This is a genomic window from Pseudomonas sp. Leaf58 (assembly GCF_003627215.1).
Lineage (GTDB): Bacteria > Pseudomonadota > Gammaproteobacteria > Pseudomonadales > Pseudomonadaceae > Aquipseudomonas.
In genome coordinates this window covers 2,414,435-2,438,781 of record NZ_CP032677.1, presented here as the reverse complement: position 1 = coordinate 2,438,781, position 24,347 = coordinate 2,414,435, and the positions used below count along the sequence as shown (strand labels likewise).

19 protein-coding genes and 1 riboswitch are annotated in these 24,347 nt (G+C 63.2%); of the genes, 12 read left to right on the top strand and 7 right to left on the bottom strand.

The genetic code is table 11. From position 1 onward, the window contains the following. Nucleotides 1–12: 12 nt before the first annotated feature. Genes DV532_RS11375 through cobW form a run of 3 tightly spaced genes read right to left on the bottom strand, consistent with a single transcriptional unit; the run spans nt 13 to nt 5,872 of the window. A complete protein-coding gene (locus DV532_RS11375; RefSeq protein ID WP_056801131.1) occupies nt 13–1,035 on the bottom strand; it encodes an ATP-binding protein in 1,023 nt (340 codons plus the stop codon). A gap of 1 nt (nt 1,036) precedes the next feature. Further along, nucleotides 1,037–4,801: a cobaltochelatase subunit CobN gene (gene cobN / locus DV532_RS11370; protein ID WP_056801129.1), complete on the bottom strand. Its 3,765-nt coding sequence runs from the start codon at nt 4,799–4,801 to the stop codon at nt 1,037–1,039. Nucleotides 4,802–4,804: 3 nt separating this feature from the next. After that, on the bottom strand, nt 4,805–5,872 hold the full coding sequence (gene cobW, locus DV532_RS11365) for a cobalamin biosynthesis protein CobW (protein ID WP_056801127.1): 1,068 nt from the start codon (nt 5,870–5,872) through the stop codon (nt 4,805–4,807). A 99-nt stretch (nt 5,873–5,971) separates the two neighbouring features. After that, nucleotides 5,972–6,185: riboswitch (cobalamin riboswitch) on the bottom strand. Between the two features lie 378 nt (nt 6,186–6,563). On the opposite strand from cobW, the gene DV532_RS11360 reads away from it, so the two are divergent. Beyond that, a complete protein-coding gene (locus tag DV532_RS11360; protein WP_056801126.1) occupies nt 6,564–7,583 on the top strand; it encodes a branched-chain amino acid aminotransferase in 1,020 nt (339 codons plus the stop codon). Between the two features lie 140 nt (nt 7,584–7,723). Here the strand turns inward: DV532_RS11360 and DV532_RS11355 are convergent, their stop codons facing one another. Then, the gene (locus DV532_RS11355; protein WP_372339986.1) at nt 7,724–8,155 is read right to left on the bottom strand and encodes a multidrug/biocide efflux PACE transporter; all 432 of its coding nucleotides are present in this window, start codon (nt 8,153–8,155) and stop codon (nt 7,724–7,726) included. A 91-nt stretch (nt 8,156–8,246) separates the two neighbouring features. On the opposite strand from DV532_RS11355, the gene DV532_RS11350 reads away from it, so the two are divergent. From DV532_RS11350 to DV532_RS30895, 9 genes are all read left to right on the top strand, one after another. After that, nucleotides 8,247–9,101, top strand: a complete 855-nt coding sequence (locus DV532_RS11350) for a LysR family transcriptional regulator (RefSeq protein ID WP_056801121.1) — start codon at nt 8,247–8,249, stop codon at nt 9,099–9,101. A gap of 640 nt (nt 9,102–9,741) precedes the next feature. Further along, nucleotides 9,742–11,487: a hydantoinase B/oxoprolinase family protein gene (locus DV532_RS11345; protein ID WP_056801119.1), complete on the top strand. Its 1,746-nt coding sequence runs from the start codon at nt 9,742–9,744 to the stop codon at nt 11,485–11,487. Between the two features lie 13 nt (nt 11,488–11,500). Then, nucleotides 11,501–13,585, top strand: a complete 2,085-nt coding sequence (locus DV532_RS11340) for a hydantoinase/oxoprolinase family protein (RefSeq protein ID WP_056801117.1) — start codon at nt 11,501–11,503, stop codon at nt 13,583–13,585. 148 nt (nt 13,586–13,733) lie between these two features. Next, the gene (locus DV532_RS11335; protein ID WP_056801115.1) at nt 13,734–14,690 is read left to right on the top strand and encodes a helix-turn-helix domain-containing protein; all 957 of its coding nucleotides are present in this window, start codon (nt 13,734–13,736) and stop codon (nt 14,688–14,690) included. 111 nt (nt 14,691–14,801) lie between these two features. Next, complete coding sequence (locus DV532_RS30660; RefSeq protein WP_177339534.1) at nt 14,802–15,764, top strand: T6SS effector BTH_I2691 family protein; 963 nt, start codon at nt 14,802–14,804, stop codon at nt 15,762–15,764. Beyond that, nucleotides 15,685–17,961, top strand: a complete 2,277-nt coding sequence (locus DV532_RS11330; RefSeq protein WP_177339533.1) for a T6SS effector BTH_I2691 family protein — start codon at nt 15,685–15,687, stop codon at nt 17,959–17,961. Before DV532_RS30660 ends, DV532_RS11330 begins: the two co-directional genes overlap by 80 nt. A 197-nt stretch (nt 17,962–18,158) precedes the next feature. After that, nucleotides 18,159–18,713, top strand: coding sequence for a DUF6708 domain-containing protein (locus tag DV532_RS11325; RefSeq protein ID WP_256659111.1), 555 nt, complete (start codon nt 18,159–18,161; stop codon nt 18,711–18,713). A 421-nt stretch (nt 18,714–19,134) separates the two neighbouring features. Then, nucleotides 19,135–19,551, top strand: a complete 417-nt coding sequence (locus DV532_RS11320) for a hypothetical protein (protein ID WP_056801110.1) — start codon at nt 19,135–19,137, stop codon at nt 19,549–19,551. Further along, on the top strand, nt 19,548–20,318 hold the full coding sequence (locus DV532_RS30895) for a DUF6708 domain-containing protein (RefSeq protein WP_256659110.1): 771 nt from the start codon (nt 19,548–19,550) through the stop codon (nt 20,316–20,318). Before DV532_RS11320 ends, DV532_RS30895 begins: the two co-directional genes overlap by 4 nt. A 24-nt stretch (nt 20,319–20,342) precedes the next feature. Here DV532_RS30895 and DV532_RS11310 read toward each other — a convergent pair whose 3' ends face one another. Further along, nucleotides 20,343–21,236, bottom strand: a complete 894-nt coding sequence (locus DV532_RS11310; RefSeq protein ID WP_056801109.1) for a DUF2950 domain-containing protein — start codon at nt 21,234–21,236, stop codon at nt 20,343–20,345. After that, nucleotides 21,233–22,702, bottom strand: coding sequence for a DUF3300 domain-containing protein (locus tag DV532_RS11305; protein WP_056801107.1), 1,470 nt, complete (start codon nt 22,700–22,702; stop codon nt 21,233–21,235). The genes DV532_RS11310 and DV532_RS11305 overlap by 4 nt, the downstream gene beginning before the upstream one ends. A gap of 272 nt (nt 22,703–22,974) precedes the next feature. Here DV532_RS11305 and DV532_RS11300 point away from each other — a divergent pair, with 272 nt between their 5' ends. After that, a complete protein-coding gene (locus tag DV532_RS11300) occupies nt 22,975–23,220 on the top strand; it encodes a hypothetical protein (protein WP_056801104.1) in 246 nt (81 codons plus the stop codon). An 11-nt stretch (nt 23,221–23,231) separates the two neighbouring features. On the opposite strand, the gene DV532_RS11295 is transcribed toward DV532_RS11300, so the two are convergent. Further along, nucleotides 23,232–23,891 carry a VIT1/CCC1 transporter family protein gene (locus DV532_RS11295; protein ID WP_056801102.1) on the bottom strand — a complete coding sequence of 220 codons (660 nt, stop codon included), beginning with the start codon at nt 23,889–23,891 and terminating at the stop codon, nt 23,232–23,234. A 130-nt stretch (nt 23,892–24,021) separates the two neighbouring features. On the opposite strand from DV532_RS11295, the gene DV532_RS11290 reads away from it, so the two are divergent. Further along, nucleotides 24,022–24,273, top strand: coding sequence for a hypothetical protein (locus DV532_RS11290; protein WP_056801101.1), 252 nt, complete (start codon nt 24,022–24,024; stop codon nt 24,271–24,273). The last annotated feature ends 74 nt before the right edge of the window (nt 24,274–24,347 follow it).

Below are 24,347 nucleotides of genomic sequence, written 5' to 3'. Positions count from 1 at the left end.
GCTGGGGGATGCTCAGGGCTTTTTTGCCCAGTTCGGCACCTCGCGGCGAGCACCGCTGGCCACCGGCTGCGCCGGCAATGCGCCCCAGTCGCCCTGCCCGCCCTGTTCGCCAGGCTTGCCGGCGCCTTGCTGGCCGGGCTGCTGCTCCGCTTGCTGCGGTGCTGAAGGTGGGTTGGCTTGGGGCGTTACCCGGCGGCGATGGCGCAAGGCGAACTCGGCCACCGCCTCGACATCCATTTCTTCTATGGCCACAGCGCCGCGCCAGGCACAGTGCGCGCGCGCAGCACGCAACCACACCAGGTCGGCGCGCAGGCCGTCGACCCCGGCGGCGTAGCAACGCTCGGTGATCCAGGCCAACGCCTGGTCATCCAGGGCAATGCCGGCCAAGGCGTGGCGCGCCGCCTGGCAACGCTCGCGCAATTGCCTCTGGGCTTCAGCCCATTGCCCGCAAAATGCCTGCGGATCACTGTCAAAAGCCAGGCGACGGCGAATGATCTGCTGACGCGCCTCGGGCTCGGGCAAGCCTTCCAAGGCCACGTTCAGGCCAAAGCGGTCAAGTAACTGCGGGCGCAGTTCGCCTTCCTCCGGGTTCATCGTGCCGATCAGTACGAAACGGGCACTGTGCCGGTGCGAGATGCCGTCACGCTCGACACGGTTGGTGCCACTGGCCGCCACGTCGAGCAACAGGTCGACCAGGGTATCGGGCAGCAGGTTGACCTCATCGACATACAGCACGCCGCCGTCAGCCTGTGCCAACACGCCGGGGGAAAACTGCGCCTTGCCCTGCCCCAGCGCAGCATCCAGGTCGAGCGTGCCGACCAGGCGTTCTTCGCTGGCGCCCAGCGGCAGGGTAACGAAGGGGCCCTCACCGAGCAGGTCGGCGAGGCCTCGGGCCAGGGTGCTCTTGGCCATGCCACGCGGCCCTTCAATCAGCACGCCGCCGATTTTCGGGTCGATGGCAGTCAGACACAGCGCCAGCTTCAGGTCGTCGGCTCCGACCACGGCAGCCAACGGAAATTGTACGGGTTCACTCATTTCAAGCCTGTTCCTCGCCGTCGAGCAATTGCTCCTCGAGGGCCTCGCGGTAGTCGCCCGGCGCCTGCCACAGGCCACGCTGCTGGGCCTCCAGCAGGCGCTCGGTAAGGTCGCGCAGGGCCTCGGGGTTGTGCTCGCGCATGAAGTCGCGGGTCGCCGGGTCGAGCACGTAGGCATCGGCCAGCGCCTGGTAATGATGGTCGTCGATCAAGTGCGTGGTGGCATCGAAGGCGAACAGGTTGTCGACCGTCGCCGCCATCTCGAACGCGCCCTTGTAGCCGTGGCGCTTGACCCCATCGATCCACTTCGGGTTGAGCGCGCGGGCGCGGATGACCCGGTTCAGCTCTTCTTTCAGGGTGCGGATGCGTGGCCGGTCGACCTGGCTGTGGTCGCCGTGGTAACTGGCTACGTTCGCCCCGGCCAAGGTTTCCGACGCTGCCAACATGCCGCCCTGGAACTGGTAGTAGTCGTTGGAATCGAGCAAGTCGTGTTCGTGGTTGTCCTGGTTTTGCAGTACCGCCTGTACCCTGGCCAGGCGCTGGGCGAACTGGGCGCGCGCCGGGGTACCGTCGTCGCTAGCGCCGTAGGCATAGCCGCCATGGTTGAGGTAAACCTCGGCCAGGTCGTCGCGGCTGTGCCACAGGCGCCCGTCGATGGCGTTCTGCACCCCGGCGCCGTAGGCCCCGGGCTTGGCCCCGAACACCCGCCAGCCGGCCTGGCGCGCGGCCTGCTCAGCGCCCACACCTTGCGCCTGCAACGCGGCCCGCTCGCTGCGCACGCGGGCGGCCAGGGGGTTGAGGTCATCAGGTTCGTCCAGCGCCGCCACCGCCTGCACGGCGGCATCGAACAGGCGGATGAGGTTGCCGAAGGCATCGCGGAAAAAGCCCGAAACGCGCAAGGTCACATCCACCCGTGGGCGGTCGAGCAGGCTCAATGGCAGGATTTCGAAATCATCGACCCGCTGGCTGCCGGTGGCCCACACTGGCCGCACGCCCATCAGCGCCATGGCCTGGGCAATGTCGTCGCCGCCGGTGCGCATGGTTGCCGTGCCCCACACCGACAGGCCGAGTTGGCGCAAGTGGTCGCCGTGGTCCTGCAGGTGGCGTTCAAGGATCAAGTTGGCCGAGGCGAACCCCAGGCGCCAGGCGGTGGTGGTGGGCAGGTTGCGCACGTCCACGGTATAGAAGTTGCGCCCGGTAGGCAGCACATCGAGGCGGCCACGGCTGGGTGCACCACTGGGGCCAGCGGGCACGAAACGCCCGGCCAGTGCCGCCAGCAGGCCGTTCATTTCGGCGCTGCCGCAGGCATCCAGGTTTGGCGCCACCGCGTCGCGCAGGGCCTGTAGCACATCGTGCACCGGCTGCCATTCGCTCAGCGCGGGTAACGGTGCAGTACCGCCCAGCGCCTGCTCGATCACCTGCAGCGCCAACAGCTCAAGGCGCTCGCGGGCGTCGCCACAGGTGCGCCAAGGCTCGCTGCTGATGGCCAGCAATTGCGCGGGTCGCGCGCCTTGCCACGGCAGGCCGAGTTCGCAATCGAGCGGGTCAAAGCCCGGCACCAGCGCTTTGGCCAAAGCTCGCAGCAGGCTGGCATTGCCGCCCCGCCCATCGCCGCGCTCGACGCGCAGCAGCGCCAGCAAGGTGTCCAGGCGCAACCGCCCTTGCGGCGACTGGCCGAACACATGCAGGCCATCGCGAATCTGCGATTCCTTCAGGTCGCACAGGTAAGTGTCCAGGCGCGGCAGCCACACGGCGGCATCGTCCAGTTGCTGCCCGTCCAGTTGCAGCTCGCGGTCGATGTGGTTGGCCTTGACCAAGTCGAGGATATCGCGCTGTAGCTCACGGGCACGCCGCGGGTCGAGCAGCTGCGCTTCATAGAACTCATCGGCCAACTGCTCCAGGTGGCGCAACGGGCCATAGGTTTCGGCGCGGGTCAGCGGTGGCATCAGGTGGTCGATGATCACTGCCTGGGTGCGGCGCTTGGCCTGAGCGCCCTCACCTGGGTCGTTGACGATGAACGGATAGATGTTCGGCAGCGGGCCGAGCAAGGCGTCCGGCCAACATTGCGCCGACAGCCCGACGCCTTTGCCCGGCAGCCATTCGAGGTTGCCGTGCTTGCCCACATGGATCACCGCGTCGGCGGCAAAGGCGTGACGGAGCCAGAAGTGAAACGCCAGGTAGCCGTGCGGCGGGACCAAATCAGGGTCGTGGTAGACCGCGCTGGGGTCCACTTGGTAGCCCCGCGCTGGCTGGATGCCGACGAAGGTCAGGCCAAAGCGCAGGCCGGCGACCATCAACCGGCCACTGCGGTACATAGGGTCCTGCTGCGGTGGGCCCCAGCGGTCTAGCACCGCTTGGCGGTTGGCCTCGGGCAGGCGCTCGAAGGCCATCTGGTAATCGGCCAGGCTCAGGCTTTGCGCGCAGGGGCGCTGGTCGAGGTGGTCGAGGTCGTTGGTCACCCCCCCCAGTAACTGGTGAATCAGTTGCGTGCCGCTGCCCGGCAGGTCGGCCAGCGGGTAGCCTTCAGCCTGCAGGGCCTGGAGGATGTTCAGCGCCGCCGCCGGGGTGTCCAGGCCAACGCCGTTGCCAATGCGGCCATCGCGGGTCGGGTAGTTGGCCAACACCAGGGCCACACGTTTCTGGGCATTCGGCAGGCGCGCCAGCTCGACCCAGCGGCGGGCCAGTTCGGCGACAAAATCCATGCGCTCGGGGTGGGCGCGGTAGCACACCACGTCGGACTGGCTGCGCTCGCTACGCCAGGCCATGTCCTTGAAACTGACCGGGCGGGTGATGATGCGCCCGTCCAGTTCCGGCAAGGCAATGTGCATGGCCAGGTCACGCGCGCCCAGGCCCTGCTCGCTGGCTTCCCAGCCGGGCTGGTTGTCTTGCGCGCAGATCGCCTGCAACACCGGGATGTCACGGCGGAACGGGCGCAGGTTGGGGCGTTCGGGGCTGGACAGGGCAAAACCGGTGGTATTGACCAGCACCTCGGCGCCCACCTCGTCCAGCCACGCTTCGACCTGCTCCAGGCAAGCGCTTTCCTTGAGGCTGGCCACGGCGATCGGCAAGGGGTTCAGGCCGGCAGCCTGCAGGCGCTGGCAGAACACGTCAATGAACGCCGTGTTAGCCGCCTGCAGGTGCGAGCGGTAGAACAGCAGCGGTGCCACCGGCTGCTCGGGATGCCACTGGCGGTACCAGTCCGCCAGCGTCGCGCTGCCTTTGGCCGGGTGATACACCGCCGTGCGCGGCAGCGGCTGCGGCTCGTCCCAGGCATAGTCACGGCCCAACCACTGGTTGGCTAAACAGTTGAACAGGTTGATGGCGTTGGCCTTGCCGCCCTGGCGCAGGTAATGCCATAGGCGTTCGGCCTGCGCGCCACTGACGGTGCCCAGGCCGGTCAGCTCTGGGTCCGGGCGGTCGTCGCCCGGCACCAGGATCAGCTGCACACCACGGGCGGCCAGCTCGACCAGTTGCTCGACGCCATAGCGCCAGTAGCCGACGCCGCCGTGCAGCGACACCAGGATAACCTTGGCGTGGCGCAGCACCTGGTCGACATACAGGTCGACCGAAGCATGGTTCTGCACCTGCATCGGGTTGGCCAGGCGCAGGCTGGGGAAGCCTTCGGGCAATTGCTCGGCGGTATCGGCGAGCAATGCCAGGTGCGAATCGCCGCTGCAGAGGATCACCAGCTCGGCCGGTGTCTGGCCGAGGTCGGCAATGCTGTCATCCGGCACGAAGCCGCCGGGCTGGGTCCGCAGCAGGTGCATGGGTCAGGCGCCCAGGGCCTGGCGCAGGCGCGCTTCCAGCTGGGCGGCATCGAGGTCCTGGCCGATCAGCACCAGGCGGGTGATGCGCGGCTCGTCGGCCCGCCAGGCGCGGTCGAAGTGCTTGTCGAAACGGGTCCCCACGCCTTGCACCAGCAGGCGCATCGGTTTGCCCGGGATGGCGGCGAAGCCTTTGGCACGCAGGATGCCGAACTCCACCACCAGCTGGGTCAGGGCATCGAGCAACAGGCTTTCGTCGGCCTCTGGCAGGTCGATTGAGATGGAGTCGAAGGCATCGTGGTCATGCTCGTCATGGTCGTCGCCGTCGTGGTGCGAGTCGTGGTGGGTACGGCGGCCATCGATGTGCGCCTCGGACTCGGCGCCTACGCCCAACAGTACTTCCAGTGGCAGCTTGCCGCTGCTGGCTTCGACCACTTTTACCGCTGGCGGCAGTTCTTCGGCCACTTCGGCGCGGACCTTGGCCAGCCCTTCGGCGTCGATCAGGTCGGCCTTGTTCAGTACCACCAAGTCAGCGCTGGCCAGCTGGTCGGCGAACAGCTCGTGCAGCGGCGATTCGTGGTCCAGGTTCGGGTCGAGCTTACGCTGTGCATCGACCTGGTCCGGATAGGCGGCAAAGGTGCCGGCCGCCACGGCCGGGCTGTCGACCACGGTGATGACTGCATCGACGGTGCAGGCAGTGCGGATTTCCGGCCACTGGAAGGCTTGCACCAGCGGTTTGGGCAGGGCCAGGCCGCTGGTTTCGATGAGGATGTGGTCGAGGTCGCCACGGCGTGCCACCAGCTCGCGCATGACCGGGAAGAACTCTTCCTGCACGGTGCAGCAGAGGCAGCCGTTGGCCAGCTCGTAGACCCGGCCGCTGGCTTCTTCCTCGGTGCAACCGATGCTGCACTGCTTGAGGATTTCGCCATCGATGCCCAGTTCGCCGAATTCGTTGACGATCACCGCGATGCGGCGGCCCTGGGCGTTGTCGAGCATGTGGCGCAGCAAGGTAGTCTTGCCCGAGCCGAGGAAGCCGGTGACGATGGTGACGGGGAGCTTGGCCAGTGTTTTCATGTCGCATTGCCCTTGGCAGATTGGCGCGGGCATGCAGGACGACAGCCGCGGGCCAGGCCGGCCGGGCTTGTTCGCCACCGGATCACCCCGCCCGGTTGAAAGTCGAAAACGTGACGAGGCAGGTCTCCTGGCTCGCACCGTTCCAGTTGCCTGCAGGAGCAGCAGGCTGGCGGGATGACGCCTTCCCGCGCGCTGGCGCAGTGGCTGTGTCGATCCGTTGTCGGTGCTTACAGTTGCGGGGGCAGCCGCGGCTTGTACCGCGTTCCCGTCTTAGCTTCGGCTTGGCCGAAGAACCTCGAAGTGGCAAGGCTACGCAGTGGTTGGCGGGTGGTCAACCATTGGCTCGTGTTGATTTTTCTAGCGCCTTGGGAAGTGTCTGGCGAAGGTCTTTCAGCGCCTGGGGAGTTGTATGGCGAATCTCTTTCAGCGCCTGTGAGATCGAGCGCCGTGCGGGCGGCGCTCGATCTCACAGGCGCTAAAAGACCTTCGCCAGGCAATCCCACAGGCACTCGAAAACCTCCCGCCAGGCACCTTGCTGCTCTATGCGCTCCAGAATCCCGCCCTCATACCACCTTCCCACCACCATTTCGTGACTGGCCGTTCCCGATCTGCCACGGATGTATTATGGTGGCGTGGTGCGCATATAACAGCAGCCCGAGCGATCGGGCACTTGCAAGACAATGAGGGTGTCATGAGCAACGAAAGCATTAATTGGGACAAGCTGGGTTTCGACTACATCAAAACCGACAAACGCTACCTGTCCGTATGGCGCAATGGCGAGTGGGACAAAGGCACCCTGACCGAAGACAACGTGCTGCACATCAGTGAAGGCTCCACGGCGCTGCACTATGGCCAGCAGTGCTTCGAGGGCCTCAAGGCCTACCGTTGCAAGGACGGTTCGATCAACCTGTTCCGCCCGGACCAGAACGCCGCACGCATGCAGCGCAGCTGCGCCCGCCTGCTGATGCCGCAAGTGCCAACCGAGGTGTTCATCGAAGCGTGCAAGCAAGTGGTCAAGGCCAACGAAAAATTCGTCCCACCGCACGGTAAAGGCGCCCTCTACCTGCGCCCATTCGTGATCGGCACCGGTGACAACATTGGCGTGCGCACCGCCCCCGAGTTCATCTTCTCGATCTTCGCCATCCCTGTTGGCTCGTACTTCAAGGGCGGCATGAAGCCGCACAACTTCCAGATTTCCAGCTTCGACCGCGCAGCACCGCAAGGCACCGGCGCAGCCAAGGTCGGTGGCAACTACGCCGCCAGCCTGCAGCCAGGCGCTGAAGCGAAGAAGGCCAACTTCGCCGACGCCATTTACCTGGACCCGCTGACCCACACCAAGATCGAGGAGGTCGGCTCGGCCAACTTCTTCGGCATCACCGCCAACAAAGAGTTCGTCACCCCGAAATCGGCCTCGGTGCTGCCAGGCATCACCCGCCTGTCGTTGATGGAACTGGCGCAATCGCGCCTGGGCCTGACCGTGATCGAAGGCGATGTCGAGATCAACAAACTGGACCGCTTCATCGAAGCCGGCGCCTGCGGTACCGCTGCGGTGATCACCCCGATCGGCGGCATCGAGTACAACGGCAAGCTGCATGTGTTCCACGACCTGGAAAAGGTCGGCCCGGTTACCCAGAAGCTCTACAACGAGCTGACCGGCATCCAGAGCGGTGATGTAGAAGCACCGGCTGGCTGGATCGTCAAAGTCGCCTGAGGCGTTTTAGCGGTATGAAAAAACGGGGCATGCCAGCAATGGCATGCCCCGTTTTTTTATGGGTTGACGCGAAGGGCACCGGCTACGCCGGTGTTCGCGGCTAAAGCCGCTCCTACACCAGCCAGCGCCGGGCCGCATATTCATGCAAGGCGACGCTGCATCAGCAAATGCCGGGCTTTGTCGAAGGCCCAGTTGTACAGCACGGTGTAGGGCAAGATGATCACGAAGAAGCCCAGCTCCACCATGAACGCCTGCAGCAACGAGATATCCAGCATCCACGCTGCTACCGGCAGGCACCACACCACCAGCCCGGCTTCGAAGCCCAGGCCGTGCACAAAGCGTGCGCGGGCGGTCCAGTGAATACGTTCGACCTGTACGTAACGGTCGACCAGCGCGTTGTAGACCATATTCCACACCATGGCGATCACCGACAGCGTCACTGCCAGCGCCCCTGCCGTCGCCAGCGACTTGCCCATGACCCAGGACAGTAGTGGCGCACACAGCAGCACGGCGAAGACCTCATAACCGACGGCATGGACCAGGCGTTCGGTGAAGGAGACGTTGTTTTTCATTGCAATTCCATCCATTGCGTGAGTCGTGCTTCCTATTTTCTTTGATAGAACTGATACTCGCGACATAGCTACTATCAGTTTTATCAATACCATGCGCTACTCTCCCGAAGCTCTAGTCGCCTTTGTCGAAGCCGCCTCGCTGGGTTCGTTCTCCGCCGCAGCGCGCAAGCTGCGCAAAAGCCAGTCCACCATCAGCATCGCCATCGCCAATTTCGAGGCCGATGTGGGTTGCCCTCTGTTCGACCGTGGCGGCCGCCACCCCACGCTGAATGACGCTGGCCGGCAGGTGCTGAGCCATGTCGAGGCGATTCTCGATGCCAGCGCCCAACTCGATGCGTTGGCGGTACGCTTGGCGGAAAACGTCGAGGCGCTGGTCTCGGTAGTAATGTCGGACAGCTACAGCGTCACCTTCCAGGGCGCGGTGATGGCCTGCTTTGCCCAGCACTACCCGCATACCGAGCTGCGCTGCGGCCCGTCCGAAGACGCCGATGTGATCGAGCTGATCCAGCAGGGCCTGGCCCAGGTCGGCATCCTTGCCGCGCAGCCCAGCTACCCTGCCGACGTGGCCGTGGCCCGTTTGCCCGAGCAGGCGGAATTCGGCGTGTACGTGGCCGGCGAGCACCCGTTGGCGGGCTTGGCCAACGTGCAGATGCAGCACCTTGAAAGTGCACGGCGGCTGTATATCAAAACCTATGCCCCCAGCCTGCATCAGGGCCGCGGCCAGGCCTGGTCGGCGCCGGACTACCTCACCCTGTTGGAGTTCGCCGTGCGCGGGTTTGGTTGGGCTGAGCTGCCCAGGGCGTTGGTAGCGCGGTTTGGCAGTGGGCTGGTGGAATTGCACGTCGCCGGTTACCCGCGGCGGGTCGATATGGATGTGGTTTGGTCAAGCCGACGCGCGCTGGGCCCGGCGGGGCAGTGGCTGGTGCGGCAGATGCTGGCGCAGTAGCGCCTTTATCGCCTGTAGGAGCGGCTGTCTTGAGAGTTTTAGCGCCTGTGAGATCGAGCGCCGCCCGCGCGGCGCTTCGCGGCGCAAGGCCCCTCCCACATCTGTTTTGGGCCAGTCACTCCTGTATAGTCTCCTCTGCCCGCCTTGTTTGTTCCATTCGATATCGAAGGTTGCGCAGCTGATCTTCATTCGTCTTCAGTCATGCACCAAGGCTGCAACCCACCTGGCCAGTCACTCCTGTGTAGTCTCCTCTGCCCGCCTTGTTTGTTCCATTCGATATCGAAGGTTGCGCAGCTGATCTTCATTCGTCTTCAGTCATGCACCAAGGCTGCAACCCACCTGGCACAGGAATAACTGGCCCGAAACAGATGTGGGAGCGGCCTTGCGCCGCGAAGCGCCGCGCGGGCGGCGCTCGATTTGTGCGCCACCCCAAGACCAGAGGCAGGCACCCTGTCAGTTCACCTCTGTCCGCCTTGCTCCCACCGGGATAAAGACGCTCGCCCTGCTTGTTTGTGCGCCCAAACACAACAACCAGTACACCCAGCGACAAGCCTTCCGCCCACCCTGCGCCGTAGCCTGTCACCACGCGCCGCCACACCGCGGCACGCACCCAAAGCACAAGAATAAACGTTGGTGACCTATGCAAACAGTAGATCCGATCACCCTTGCGGTTGTCCGAGGTGCGCTGGAAACAGCGCAACGGGAAATGACCCTGACCCTGGAAAAGACCGGGCGCTCCAGTGTGTTCAACCTGGCCCATGACTATTCCAACTCGCTGTTCGACCACTTGCCGGAAATGATCCTGCAAGGCCAGGACATTCCCATCCATCTCGGCTCGCTGATCCCGGCCATGAAGTGCGTGGCCGCGTTCTTCGGCGACGACATCGCCGAAGGCGATGTGATCTACCACAACGACCCGGCCTACAAGGGCAGCCATATTCTCGACTGCTGCATGTACAAACCGGTGTACTACCAGGGCGAGTTGGTGTTCTGGACCGTGTGCAAGGGCCACCTGACCGACATCGGCGGCCCGGTACCGGCTGGCTACAACCCCGACGCCAAGGAAATCTATGCCGAAGGCCTGCGCATTCCCCCGGTCAAACTATGGGAAAAGGGCAAGCGCCGTGAAGACGTCATCAACTTCATGCTCACCAACATGCGCGCCCGCCCCTACCAGGAAGGCGACCTCAATGCCCAGTACGGCGCCTGCAAGGTCGGCGAGCGGCACCTGCTGGAGCTGCTCGACAAGTATGGTGTGGCGCAGGTGCGGGCCTGCATCGCCGAGCTGAAGAACATGGCCGACCGGCACATGCGCGCGCTGCTGCGCGACGTGCCGGACGGCGACTACAGCGGCACTGCGGTGCTTGAGGACTCCGGCCACGGCTTGGGTGAACTGGCCATCACCGCCCATGTGCAGGTGCGTGGCGACCAGGCCCACGTGCGCATCGAAAGCCCGCCGCAAGTGCCGTACTTCATCAATTCCTACGAAGGCAACTCGGTGTCCGGCGTGTACCTGGGGCTGATGATGTTCGCCCAGGTCGCACCGCCGTATAACGAAGGCCTGTACCGTTGCGTCACGGTCGACGTTGGGCCCAAGGGTACGCTGTGCAACGCCGCAGAACCGGCGCCCCACGTGAACTGCACCACCACGCCGATGGAGACCCTGGCCGATGCCGTGCGCACGGCACTGGAGCAAGCCTCGCCGCAGCGGGTGACGGCTTCCTGGGGCCACACCAGCGGCATCAACATCGCCGGCCACGACCCGCGCAACAGCAACAGCGAATACGTGACCATGGTGTTGGCCTCGATCATTGCCGGCGCCGGCGCCAACAAGGTGATGGATGGCTGGCACGCCTGCGGGCCGTTGTGCTGCTTTGGCGCGCTGATGAGCGGTGACATCGAACTGCTCGAACACGCCTACCCGGTGCTCATCCACCGCTACAGCCTGATGACCGACAGTGGCGGCGCCGGCGAGTTTCGCGGTGGCTCGGGCACCCGCCTGGAAATCGAGCCGCTGGACCATGCGATGACCGTGGTCGGTTTCGGCGAAGGCCGTCAGTTGCCCACCGCCGGTGCCGCCGGGGCACGCAACGCCCTGCTCGAACCCAAGCTGGGCCGGCTGATCCACCGCCACGCCGACGGCAACGAAGACCATTACACGCAGAACCCGATGCTCACCCTGCAACCCGGCGAGCGGATCATCAATATCAACCCCGGTGGCGGTGGCTACGGCGACCCGCTGCAGCGCCCGATCGCCTCGGTGTTGCAGGATGTGCGCAATGGCCTGGTCTCGCCCCAGGGCGCCGCCCTGGAATACGGCGTGGTCCTCGATGCCGATGGCCACCTGGATGAACCCGCAACCCGCCTTGCCCGCGCCCCGCACTGACCGGAGACTGATCATGCGCAACCAATATCGCCTGGGCATCGACGCCGGCGGCACCTTCACCGACTTCATCCTGGCCGACCGCGACGGCGGCGTGCAGCTGTTCAAGGCGCCGTCCACACCGCAGGACGGCACCTTGGCCATACGCGCCGGCCTGGCGCAAATCGCCGACGCCACCGGCCGCAGCCCGGCTGAGCTGATCGCCAACTGCGACCTGTGCATCAACGGCACCACGGTCGGCCTCAACGCCCTGATCGAACGCACCGGGGCCAAGGTGGGCCTGCTGTGCACCGAGGGCCACGAGGACAGCCTGGAGATTCGCCTGGGCCACAAGGAAGAAGGCCACCGCTACGACGCCCATTACCCCCCCGCGCACATGCTCGCCCCGCGCCACCTGCGCCGCCCCATCGGTGGCCGTATTCTCGGCGATGGCCGTGAACACAGCGCGCTGGACGAGCGCGCCATTCACGCCGCCATCGACTACTTCCGTGCCGAAGGCGTGGAGGCGGTAGCCATTTCCTTCCTGTGGTCGGTGCGCAACCCCAGCCACGAACAACGCGCCGCCGAACTGGTACGGACCGCCTTGCCCGGGGTGTTCGTCTGCACCGGTTGCGAGGTGTTCCCGCAGATTCGCGAATACACCCGCACCTCCACCACCGTGGTCAACGCTTACCTCAGCCCGGTGATGGCGCGCTACGTGGCCCGTATCGACAGCCTGTTCGAGGAACTCGGCGCGCAACAGCCGGTGCGTTACTTCCAGTCCAACGGCGGGCTGGCGCCCGGGCAGCTGATGCGCGAACGCGCGGTCAATGCAATCAACTCCGGGCCGGCCTCGGCCCCCCAGGCGGGGCTGGCGGTGGCCCGCCCGTTCGGCATCGACAACGTCATCACGGTCGATATGGGGGGTACTTCGTTCGACATCACCCTGACCAACGCCGGGCGCACCAACTTCAGCAAGGATGTCGACTTCCTGCGCCAGCGCATCGGTGTGCCGATGATCCAGGTGGAAACCTTGGGTGCCGGTGGAGGCTCCATCGCTCACCTGGATGAGTTTGGCATGCTCCAGGTCGGCCCGCGCAGCGCCGGCGCCACGCCCGGGCCGGTGTGCTACGGCAAGGGGGGCACAGAGCCAACCGTAACCGACGCCAACCTGGCCCTGGGCTACCTGCCCGATGGCGCGCTGTTGGGCGGCAGCATCCGCCTGAATCGCCAGGCAGCGCTGGATGCCATCCGCAGCAAGATAGCCGAACCCCTGGGCATCAGCGTAGAGCGCGCCGCCTTCGGCATCACCACCCTGGTCAACCTGAACATGGTCAACGGTATTCGCCGAGTTTCCATCGAGCGCGGCCACGACCCGCGCGACTTCGCCCTGATCGGTGCAGGCGGTGCAGCGGGCCTGCACGTGGTACGTCTGGCCGAGGAGATCGGCATGCAGACCGTGCTGATCCCTAAAGTGGCTTCGGGCCTATGTGCGTTCGGGCAGATTCTTTCCGACGTACGCTACGACCAGCTCACCAGCCTGTCGATGCGCTTGGACGCCGGGCACGTGAACCTCGCGCAACTCAACCAGGCCCTCGCCGAACTGCGCCAACAGGGCCTGGCCAACCTGCGCGAAGACGGCTTTGCCGACCAGGCCAGCAGCTGCCACTACACCCTGGAAATGCGCTACCTGGGGCAAATCCACGAATGCAGCGTGGAGCTGGAGCAGCACGCCCTCGACGACACGGGCCTGGCCGAGCTGATTGGCCGCTTCCATACCCGCCACCAAACCCTGTACTCGTATAGCGAAGCGGCCAGCCCGGTGGAGTTGGTGAACCTGGAATGCTCGGTAATCGGCCACTTGCCGCGCCCGCCGCAGCCCGAGTTGCAGGGCCCGGCCCAACCGCCCGCGCCCACCCCGGCCACGCTGCGCCCGATGCTGTTCAGTGCCGACGGCGACTGGCAACCCACGCCGGTGTTCAACGGTAACCGCCTGCTGCCCGGGCAGACCGTGCACGGCCCCTGCGTAATCGAGGAAGACACCACCAACATCGTCCTGCCACCTGGCTGGCAAGCACGCCTGGAGCCTTCGGCCACCTACCGGGTGACACGCGGGGCTTGATCTACAGGTCGGCTCGCGCCGATCATGGGCCTGCCAACCGCCCGGTAGCTTTGCGCTGCCGGGCGGTTGGCACAATAACAAGAGCTGCTTGAGTAGCTTGCCTGCAGTTCCTTTTTTCAATGCTGCCCTCTTTGAAAAAGGACAAACCATGCCCACCGAACTTTCGACCCACGGCTGGCCACAAGCGGAACGCCAGGCGCGCTGGGCCGAAGCCATCAGTGATACCTACTTCCCGTTGAGCCTGGAATTCGCCGCCGAGCAGCCATTCGATGGCCACCTGCAGCGCTGGAGCACGCCCAGCACGCCCCTCAGCTTGTCGCGCCTGCGCTCCAGCCAACTGGGCTACTCGCGCAGCAAGGCGCACATCGGCCAGGACCATGAAGCGTTCTACCTGGTGACCGTACCGCGCAGCAACGAGGTGCATTTCGAGCAGGAAGGCCACCTACTCAGTTGCAGCCCGGGCGGCTTCATCGTCGAGCGCGGCGATGCGCCCTACCGCTTCCATTACCGCGCGCAGAACGACCTGTGGGTACTCAAGCTGCCCGAACGCGCACTCAAGGCCAACCTGCTGGGGCACAAGCGCTATACCCGCCACTGCTTCGATGCCAGCCAGGGCCTGGGGCGTATCTTTGTCGAACAACTGGACCTGTGCGCCCGGCATTTTGACGCCAGCCCCGCGGCTGCCCGCCACCTGCTGCTGGAGCAGGCCACGGCTACCCTGCTCCTGGCCTTGCAACAGGATGAGCGGGTACTGGGCAGCGAAGGCAACAACCTCAGTACCCTGCACCTGACGCGGGTTGAGCAGTATGTGCTGCAACACCTCGGCGACCCCGAGCTGTCGCCAGCAACCATCGCCAGCGCCTGCGGGCTGTCACTGCGTTACCTGCACAAGCTGTTTGCGATCACGCCCTATACCCTTGGCGAGTGGGTGCGCCAGCAGCGCCTGGAGGCCGTGCATCGGCAGCTGCGCGACCCGCACTGCCACCTGGCCATCGGCGAACTGGCGTTCCGCTGGGGGTTTGCCGACCAGGCGCAATTCACCCGGGCGTTTCGCCAGCAGTATGGCTGCACGGCGCGGGAGGTGCGGGCTGCGCGTACCCATTGAGCCGAAAGCGAAGATTCCTACAAAGTTTTAGGACGCCCATTGCTCCCCTGCGAAAGCGTTCCTCGCTAGTGTTTTGGCCGTTGGGTCAAATCACTGGAAAAGGAATGCCTCATGAGCATCAGCAAAGCCATTCACCTCGCCGTGCAGGAAGCTATACCCGACACCTACGGCCGCTGTAATGCCTGCGAACGCTCCGGCCTGCCGATCCTGCTGCTGCGCGAAGCCTACGCGCCACGCCCCGATACCGGGCGCCCCTTTCGCCTGGCGGACGACAGCGAAATCACCTTCCACCCGATGCACACCGACCAATTGCGCCTGCTGCGCCAAGGCTATGTCTACGTGCTAGTCGACCAGGAAGTCTGGCAGGCCTACGAGGTAGCGGCAGAAGGCACCTTGCGGCGCTTTGCGGTGTCGCCGATACCCTTGGGGCCACCCAGGCCATTGCCCACGTGGTGCGCCACCGAGGGCCACACTGTGATTGCCTCGTTCATCAACATCGATACCCTGCTCTACCGCAAAGCCTGGATCGCCTTTGCCAACGATCCCTGGCCCCGCGCAGTACTCGACCGTTACCGCAACGGTATCGCCGCCAATGACCCCGACACCCTCGCCCGCTTCGTCGAAGTGGGCTTGGAGACCGCACGCAACGACCCCGCCAGCCTCGGCATCGCCATGACCGATACCTTCCGCTTCGGCCTGGACAATGTGCTGGAGTTCAGCACCTTCTCCTCAAACAGGTTTACCAGCGTTCACGGCTTTTACAGCCGCCTGGGCCGCTGGCAAGAAACCCACAATCATGTGCGCAAGGTTATCCAGCAAGAACAACTGCCCAATGGCGTGCTGGCGCTGGCGCTGACGCTGCCCGACCCGGTGGGCATGGTGATGGAACTCAACGCGCAACGTACTGGCTGGGTGCGGGCGATGCAGGAATGGCGGGCGCAGCCGCAGCGCCATTTCGAGTACTTCACCTCGCAGGCGTTGCTAGGCATCCGTGATGCTGCATGTTGCCAGGGCCACCGCACAAGGTACCGAGGATGCACAGCGGGAAGCCCAGCAGGTCGAGCAGTGGAATGACAGCCCCATCGCGGCCAAGGCCCATTTGCCGCCAGTGGATATCGAAGCGCAGAGCCAACGCAATATCGCGCGCAAACAGCAGGAAACCCGCGAGCGCCTGGAAGCGCGTTATGACGAAAGCGCCCGCGCCGCGTTCCAGGCCGATTACGACCGCGAACTGAAAAACTGGCAGGCGATGGTCGACCACGTTGGTAAGTTGTATGCGCACCATTACGCAGTACGAGCGTTCCAGCGGATCGGTTACCACGACTATGACGCGTTTGATCCGGTCTCGGTCGAGTACTTCATCCGCATGATGGCCGCCTGCCTGGCCGGCGGGCCCACTGAAGCCCTGCCCCAGGAGGGTCAGCCGCTCGGGATGACCCAGCATGTCTGGCAGCAGCTACTGGAAGACGATCAGAGCCTGCTGTACCAGGCATTGCTGGGCAAGAATCAGAACCTGATGCAGCAGGTGGTCAGCGCGCTGTCCGGTGACGACTTCGGCAAGGTGTACGACATCATCAAGGGCATCGCCGGTACTGACGACGGCCAGCTGTTGATGATCAGGCCGCTGCAAGATGCCATTGGCCAGTTGCTGGCCGCGACCAACAGCGCAGGTAATGCGCTCAGCCAGCACATCAGTGAGCGGACCCAAACGCTAATCGGCCATGTGCATCGTTCGGCATTTGCGCTGTTCGCCGGGCAGCAGGTGACCCCGCTGCGGGTGTCGCTGACAGTGGGCGAGTACATGAGCCTGCTCAATGAAACCTTGCAGGCACGAACCGATGCGTTTCTGCAGCAGATAGACAAACAGTTCCGTGATCCCCTCGGGCGCAAAGTGCGGGCCATGGTGCTGAGTGGGGCGATCAATATCGCGGCAGCGGGTAATCGCAACCAGATGATCGAGGTGGTGCTCTGGACGTTGGAAAGTGCCGAAAGCTTGCAGGCGCAGTTAGTTCTCTTGCGGGAACGTGCCGCAGCAGGTGCCATCACCCTGGCTCGTACTGTTACTGTCGGTGCGAATGTCGTTCGGCTAAGCGCAGTGGCGGCTCGTACCTTGGCGAGCGACACAACTCTTAGTTTGCGGAACGCTGTAACCACACCGATAAGTGCCAGCTTGATGCTTGGTTTAGGTGGCATATGGTTCCATCAAAATAGCTTACGCAAGAATTATCAGGCACTACTTAAAACCTCCCACGTAGACCCAGAAGCGCTTTCCGCAATTTGGTCTTCTTCACTTGGTGTAATCGGGGCAAGTGTCGAGAGCGCGGGGCTTACTGCACAGTTACTTCGCCCGGAAAAGCTGTGGCCAGGCGCCATTAGCACCGTGAGCTTAGGTGAACGCTTTGCTAAATTCGGGGGCGTCCTAACAGCGCTCGCAGGGGTATCTGACACAGCCCAATACGCCTGGGCTGCTAGAAGAGCAGATAAACAGGGTGACTATGTGTCCGCCCACACCTATGGCTATGCAGGTGCCATCGCCTTTGCCACGATCTTCCCAGCCGGCTATGCCGCCCTTGTCCCAGGCACATTACTGGGGCCGCTGGGAATTGCGATAATCTTGGGCTTGGCAGCATACGCATTGGCGGCCAGGGCGAAACAGCAAGAGTCCTCCGCGACAGAACTATGGGCTCGACGCAGCAGATGGGGACTGCCACCGGAACATCGCTATTGGTGTGAGGCAAAAAATATTGATTTGGCTATTGGTGCTCTGAATGCCGCAGCGCTGGGCATGAGAGCCGAGGCCTCGATAAATATTGGCTTCAAACAGAGGGAAAGTGAATTAGTCATCAGTGACGGTAGCACGGTGGCCGCTGGCTATGTACTGACCGCTTACATGAGCATGCCAAACTTCACGGTGGGTATTTCACATTATCAGTGGCAGCTGGACCTGCATCGAACAGGAGGAAGCAATGAAACCCTCACCTTATCAGGAGACAGCAGTAGTTTGGTCCGGCAGTCAAGCTCAACACTTAACGCCACCGGGTTTTTTGCAGACGACATATTAAACAGCCTGCACAAAAATACCGATACAGAAAGCAAGACCCTAAGCCTCCAAGGGGTATTTCCCTTGACAGACCACCACAACATTACCTCTCTGACGCTGAGTCTGATTTATTGGCCTGATGTTGATAATGAGTCAGCCAGAGCACAGATAACAATGGCAGAGAACAATATAAAATCTTTGGAGCAACTCAATTGGCCTCCCCATTACTGAACCCTCCCTGCGCTGGCTGGAAGGAGGATCTGCCTGGCCCAGACACCCGTCCAGGCGTTGACAGACATTTGGGCAGGCAGATACCAAACCATCAAGATACGATTTACCTTGAAGTGCCTCGCCCTCCTATTTCACCTAGAGGCATCCTTTCAGCACTCGCAGTGCCTGCAGCCGTATTCACACTGCAGGTTCCTTATATGATCGCCAACAGCTGGGGCATCGGCAGCATTGATCTTGTCGTCATTGGATTTTTCGTGCTTTTACTTAGCGTCTGGTGCACGATTTTTGGATTCCAAGTTGATATATATCCCCCTCGCGACGAACCCATCCGATTCAACCGTGCCCTCCAGAAAATCTACGCCTACAACTTCAAACGCCGATGGTGGAACCCATTCGACAAAGGCAAAGTCGTCCCCGTAAGTTACGACTGGTCCCAAGTACGCGCCGAGCGCTGGTCGCAGAACGGCGCACTGCCAAACGGTGGGTTCATTTTCAAATCGGGTGTCATGCTGTCCATCGTCGCGCGGGGCACGAACAACGTCATCGACCGCTTTCACCTAAGTACCATGGGCGCTGACCAGCATGCCTGGGCTTACATATGCACCTACATGCAGGAAGGGCCCTCAGCGCTGCCGCCGCCAGGCGAACCCAAAGACCATAACGATGTGCTGTGGTGTGAGTTCGCTCTGCGTCTGGCACCCAAAGTCGCCTGGCCAGCTGAGATGGATTTGGAGTCGAGAACAGCTCCCTGAGCTAACCGGACCTGAATATCGCTGGCAATCTATTGCCCCAAGATCGGCTGAAAATGTAAAAGCGAAACTTCCTACAAGTTTTTGGGACGCCAAAAACTCCCCCGCGAATTGATTCCTCGCTAGTGTTCTCCCGTCCCAGTCGACGCAAGTTACGGTGCACTAGCCGAAAAGGAATTTCACATGCTGACCCCATCAGAACAGGTCTGTAGCTACCCGCAGCGCCTCCATGATTTCGTCACCCGGCAGCGGAAACCAGAAAAATTCCCTATCCCGTCACACCGCCACAGGCAAGGTGCTATCCATGAGCTTCAACAAAGCCATTCACCTCGCCGTGCAGGAGGCTATACCCGCCCCCACGGCAGCTGTAATGCCTGCGAACGCTGGCCTGCCGATCCTGCTGCTGCGCTAAGGCTATGACTACGTGCTACTCGACCAGGAAGTCTGGCAGGCCTACGAGGTAGCGGCAGAAGATACCTTGCGGCGCTTTGCGGTGTCGCCGGTCCCCTTGGGGCCACCCAGGCCATTGCCCACGTGGTGCGCCACCGAGGGCCACGATGTGATTGCCTCGTTCATCAACACACCGGTGAAACCACACGCAAAAAATGAAGAACCTAGTGACCTTTTCTCGAAGGCATCCGATATGCAACCGGTTATAACGATCAACGACGCGACGGGAGGTCTAAGCATCCAGGGATCACTGCCACTGTCCGACCACCACACCATCACGGCCACTGAACTCAACCTAAGCTACTGGCCCGACAAACATGATCCAACGGCATGCGCCCGAGTCATTGTTAAAGAAAATAATATACGTACCAGCAAGGGCGACACACCATGAGCCGTCCGACACTTAATCCACCCTGCACGGGATGGAAAGAAGATTTGCCAGCCCCCTGCGATGCACCGCTTTTAGCGCCCCACTTGGGCAATCAGACTCCCAATCATCAAGATAGCAATTTTCTTGAAATACCTCGTTCTGCCATGGCATACCGAGGCGTGGTATCGGCTCTGGCATTAGTACTCATGATCTCCACCCTTATCGACCTGCCTTGGATGATTACCCACACAGACCCAACAGAACTAGAGAGTGTCCTCATACTCGTCATCCCGCATACCTTGATTACATGGTGCATCGTTGCCCTTTTGCGAATGGATCTAGCACCTCCACGAGACCTGCCGATCCGTTTCAACCGAGCCCGCAATAAAATCTACGCCTACAACTTCAAACGCCAATGGTGGAACCCATTCGACAAAGGCAAAGTCGTCCCCGTAAGTTACGACTGGTCCCAAGTACGCGCCGAGCGCTGGTCGCAGAACGGCGCACTGCCAAACGGTGGGTTCATTTTCAAATCGGGTGTCATGCTGTCCATCGTCACGCCTGGCACCCACAACGTGATCGACCGTTTCCCGCTGGTGACGATGGGCGCTGACCAGTACGCATGGGCCTACATCTGTACTTACATGCAGGAAGGCCCATCGTCCCTGCCATCACCAAGCGCCCCCAAAGACCATAACGATGTGCTGTGGTGTGAGTTCGCCCTGCGCTTGGCACCCAAAGTGAGCTGGCCCGCTGATATGGACCTGGAATCGCGAAGCGCACCTTGAACCGGCCACGGGGGTACGACCCATTCAATCCCCCGCCGGTACGTCCACCACCTTCCAGCTGTCATCTGGGTCGAAGCGTTTCATCTCTTTGGCCAGCCTGTCGCCATGCGGCCCGAGGTCTTTTTCGAACACCTCACCGTCATGGCTGATCATGAAGCTCATTACCCCGGTGTCATTGTACTTCGCCGGCCAGGCGACCATGGCAAAGCCGCGGCTCATCTGGTTGCCGATCAGGTAGCTGTAGGCCCCCCCGGGGGCAGACGGGCCTTGTGCATCGAGGATGCGGAAGTGGTAGCCATACCAGGCGTCACCGACCACGTCCTGGCCGAATAGCGGGCCCAGTGGGCTGACTTGCCCGTCACCGTCATCATCCCAGTACAGCCCGTCATGCTTGCCAGGCTCGCTGAAAATCTTCTGCGCGTATTCCAGCGCGCCGTTGCCGTTGTGGTCTTGGGTGGCATAGTCCATCTGCGCATCGTGGTAGGCCAGTAGCGACTGCATGGCCCCTAGCTCGTTGCGGCCAATCCGCCGGGCGCGGATTTCGGCGCTGCCGGCCTTGAGGTCGAAGCGCCAACCCTGGTTGCCTTTGGTCAACGGAATGGGCAGGGTCCAGTGGTCACTGCCCACCGCGAGGATGGCCTTGCCCTCACCCGACATGGCGATGCTGTGCTGCGCACGATACTGCTCCAGGAAGGTGTCCACGTCGCTGCGTTGTACCCCCCCGCGCGGAATGTAGGTACGCCAGTCATCGCCCAGCAGTTGGGCCAGGCGGGCTTCATCAGGCTGCTCCGCGCCAAGTGCCGCCACGAAGGATTCCACAGCCTTCTCGGGTGTTGGGAAAGTTTCCTGCGCAGCGGCCAGGTTCGACCAGGCCATACCGGCTGCCAGCACCAGTGCCGCTATCGATTGACGGTTCATCGACGGCCACCTCCGCCACGGCGTGCGGGGGCACTGGGCCTGGAAATCTGGTGCCCGGCGGCGCGCGACGTGCTGGGCCGCTGGGCGAACGACTGGCTGGTGCGGCCACGGCTGGCCTGCGCGCTGGTGCGCGACGGTGAACGCACGCCATCGAAGGCATTATTGCGGGCCCGCCCGGCGCTGTTGCTGGGCCGGTTCTGCGCTGTTTGCCGTGCCTGGCCTTCACTCTGCCTACGCTGGTTTGCCGGGGTTTGCTGTGGGCGCGGCTGGCTGTCGCGTGTTTGCTGCCCGCGGTCGGCTGCCCTCGGGTTATCGTTACGGGGCTGCATACGGTTGCCAGCCGAATTGCCTGCTTGCGCCTCACGCATTTGCTGGCGTGCCTGACGGTTACTGCTGGCCGGCCTTTCAATGCCGGCGCGGTCCATCGAAGCCCTGGCCTTATCCCGCGCCTGGGCGCGCTGGGCGTCGTCGCCACGGAAGGCGGTACGCTGCGTGGCACCGTCCAACTGGCGGCCATACTGCTGGCGGCTGCGGGCGTCGCGGTACGGCACACCGTCGCGGTTGGCGGCGTTGTGCTGCCATTTGTTCTGGTTGTTGGTGATGCGGTTATTGCCGTTGATGTTGTTGTAGCGATTGACGTCGATATCGATGTCATTGTTGCCCCAGTCACAATCGCCCCACAGCGAGGCTACGATCGCTACGCCGGTACCGAAGGCCAGGCCAGCAACCAACGCAGAACCGGGGTAGTACATGGGCGGTGGCGGGTAATACGGCGGCGGGGAGGCCGGGTAGGCCCAGGTACCGTAGGTGGTGGTCGGGTTGTAGCTGGGCACGTACACCACTTGTGGGTCGGCCGGCTCGATGATGATGGTGGTGGGCGGGCTGCTGGCCGCGACTACCTGGGTGCTGCTGCCACTGGAGACCGGCGCTGGGGCCGGTGCCGGGGCGGCCTGCACAGTCACGTTCTGGTACTGGTTGCTCTGCAGGTTGCCGGCGACCTGGGCCTGGTGACGCAGGCGTTGCACGCCGCCCATGACATCGTCGGGCTGTGCGAGAAAGGCGTCGCCCAGGCGCTGGACCCAGACCGGGTCCTGGCCCAGGGTTGCCAGCACCTGCGGGAAGGCCACCAGCGCTTGTACACTCGGGTCCCATGGCTGCTTCGCCACCTGCCTCACTGCATCGTCGCCGGAGGCCTTGGGGTTGGCCTTGGACCAAGTTACGGCTTCGTTTACCTGCCCCGGGTAAGTGGATGCCATCAGCACCTGGGCCAGCAGCGCATCAGGGTACAAGGCGATGGGTGCGAGCATCTGGTCCAGTTGCTCTTGGGTAAATACCGCGTCCTTGGCCGCGACCGTGTCGGCTTGAGGTGCCGGGTCGGGGGCTGGTACGTCTTCTGCCAGCACCAGGCTGGGTATAGCCCCCAAATAGAACACCGCCGACAGGACCACTAACAATGGCATGCGCATCGCTTCTCCCCATGGGCTCAGACCGCGTGGCTTAAGGGTAGCAATGGCGGTGTTTTTGGCCAGATCGGGGCGCGCAAACTTTTGCGTTCCAAGGGCAGTGGTGTTTGCTGCTTTTGAATCTATACCGCAGCTAGGTTGGCATCTGTAATTGACCTGTACCGGCCCTTTCGCGGGCAAGCCCGCTCACATGGGTGTGTGTGGGTCGAGCGGGCTTGCCCGCGAAAGGGCCGGCACAGGTATAACGAGTAATGTTCAAACAGGAGCCCGCCCCGATGAACACCCCCCGCTTCATCGCCGCCATCTTGCTGACCGCGCTGTGCACCTCGGCGTGGGCGGCCACCGACCGCGCCGAACGGCGCCGCGAGGCCCGTGACGTGCGCCAGGAAACCCGCCAAGACGCGCGCCAGACCAAGCAGGACTGCCGCCACGCTGACCAGCAGAGCAACGCCGGCTGCCGGCAGGACAAGCGCCACACCAAGCAGCAAGCCCGCGAGCGCGCCCGCGACATCAAATACTGAGCGGGCGCTGCTCAGCCGCCCAAGGCAATGATTGCCAGGATCAGCGCCGCCCCGACAGCGGCCAGGACCACGCCGGTCAGTTGGGTGCGCCCGCCGGAATAACGCGCCAGCAGCCACCCCGCCAGGTAAAGCATGGCCAACGCGACCAGGTGCGACACGCGAATAGCCGTGGATGTGGTTTCAATCAACAAGAACGGGATAACCATCGGGAATGTCGCCAGTACCACCAGCAGGAAGGTAGCAAGGGCAGCCTTGAGGTCATCCATCCCCAGCCGTGGCGGCAACGGGCGGGCGCCATCCCCCAGCATCCGCCCGCGTAGCAACTCCAGCCCGTCTTCATCCAGTGCCAGACAAATACGCTCTGGCAGCGCATCGGCAATCAATCGGCGCCCCTGGCTGCCTTCAGCGACCTGCAGGTGGGCCAGCAAGGTACGGCTGCGGGTGCGTTCGGTCCAGGTGCGCAGCAAATAGATGACCGCATCGGCCAGGCCCCAGGCCAGGTTGCAGCCAAACGCAGCAATCAGCATCAGCCGGGCATCCTCGCGCCCCGCGGTAGCAACGCTGAGTGAGCCGATGAAGGTCATCGCCATCAACAGGCCAAAGATGACTTCGGTGATCCGGTCGATCGGTTCCAGCACGCCCCATTTGCGCGGTTGTTGGTCTTGCGCCATCACACCCTCCCGGTTCACCTGGAACCATCAATAGTCACTATCGAGAATGGCAATTTCTACCGCACGGCCTGGCCGAATAACCTAGCTCCATTGACGCGTCGCCCACGACCCCGGCCCCTGGAGCACCCTGATGAACACCCTGGCCCGCCTGCTGCCCACCGCCCTCGCCGTTGTTGCCATCGCGCTCATCAGCGGCTGTGCCAGCCACCCCGAACTGCGCCCCTTCACCGCCGAAGAAACCCATCAACTGCAACTGGAAGCACTGCAACGCCGTGGTCTGTCGCTGGACGACTACGAGCAGCAACGGCGGGTAATCCAGCGTGCCGGCAGCCTGCCGGTGGTGACCGAAGCCGCCGACGGCGACCGTTCGACCAAAGGCTGAGTGGCCTAGCCAACGGTTCCCTCCCGCCAACTGCACAGGTATGCTTTACCGCTCAACCGCAAGCCTTCCAGGAC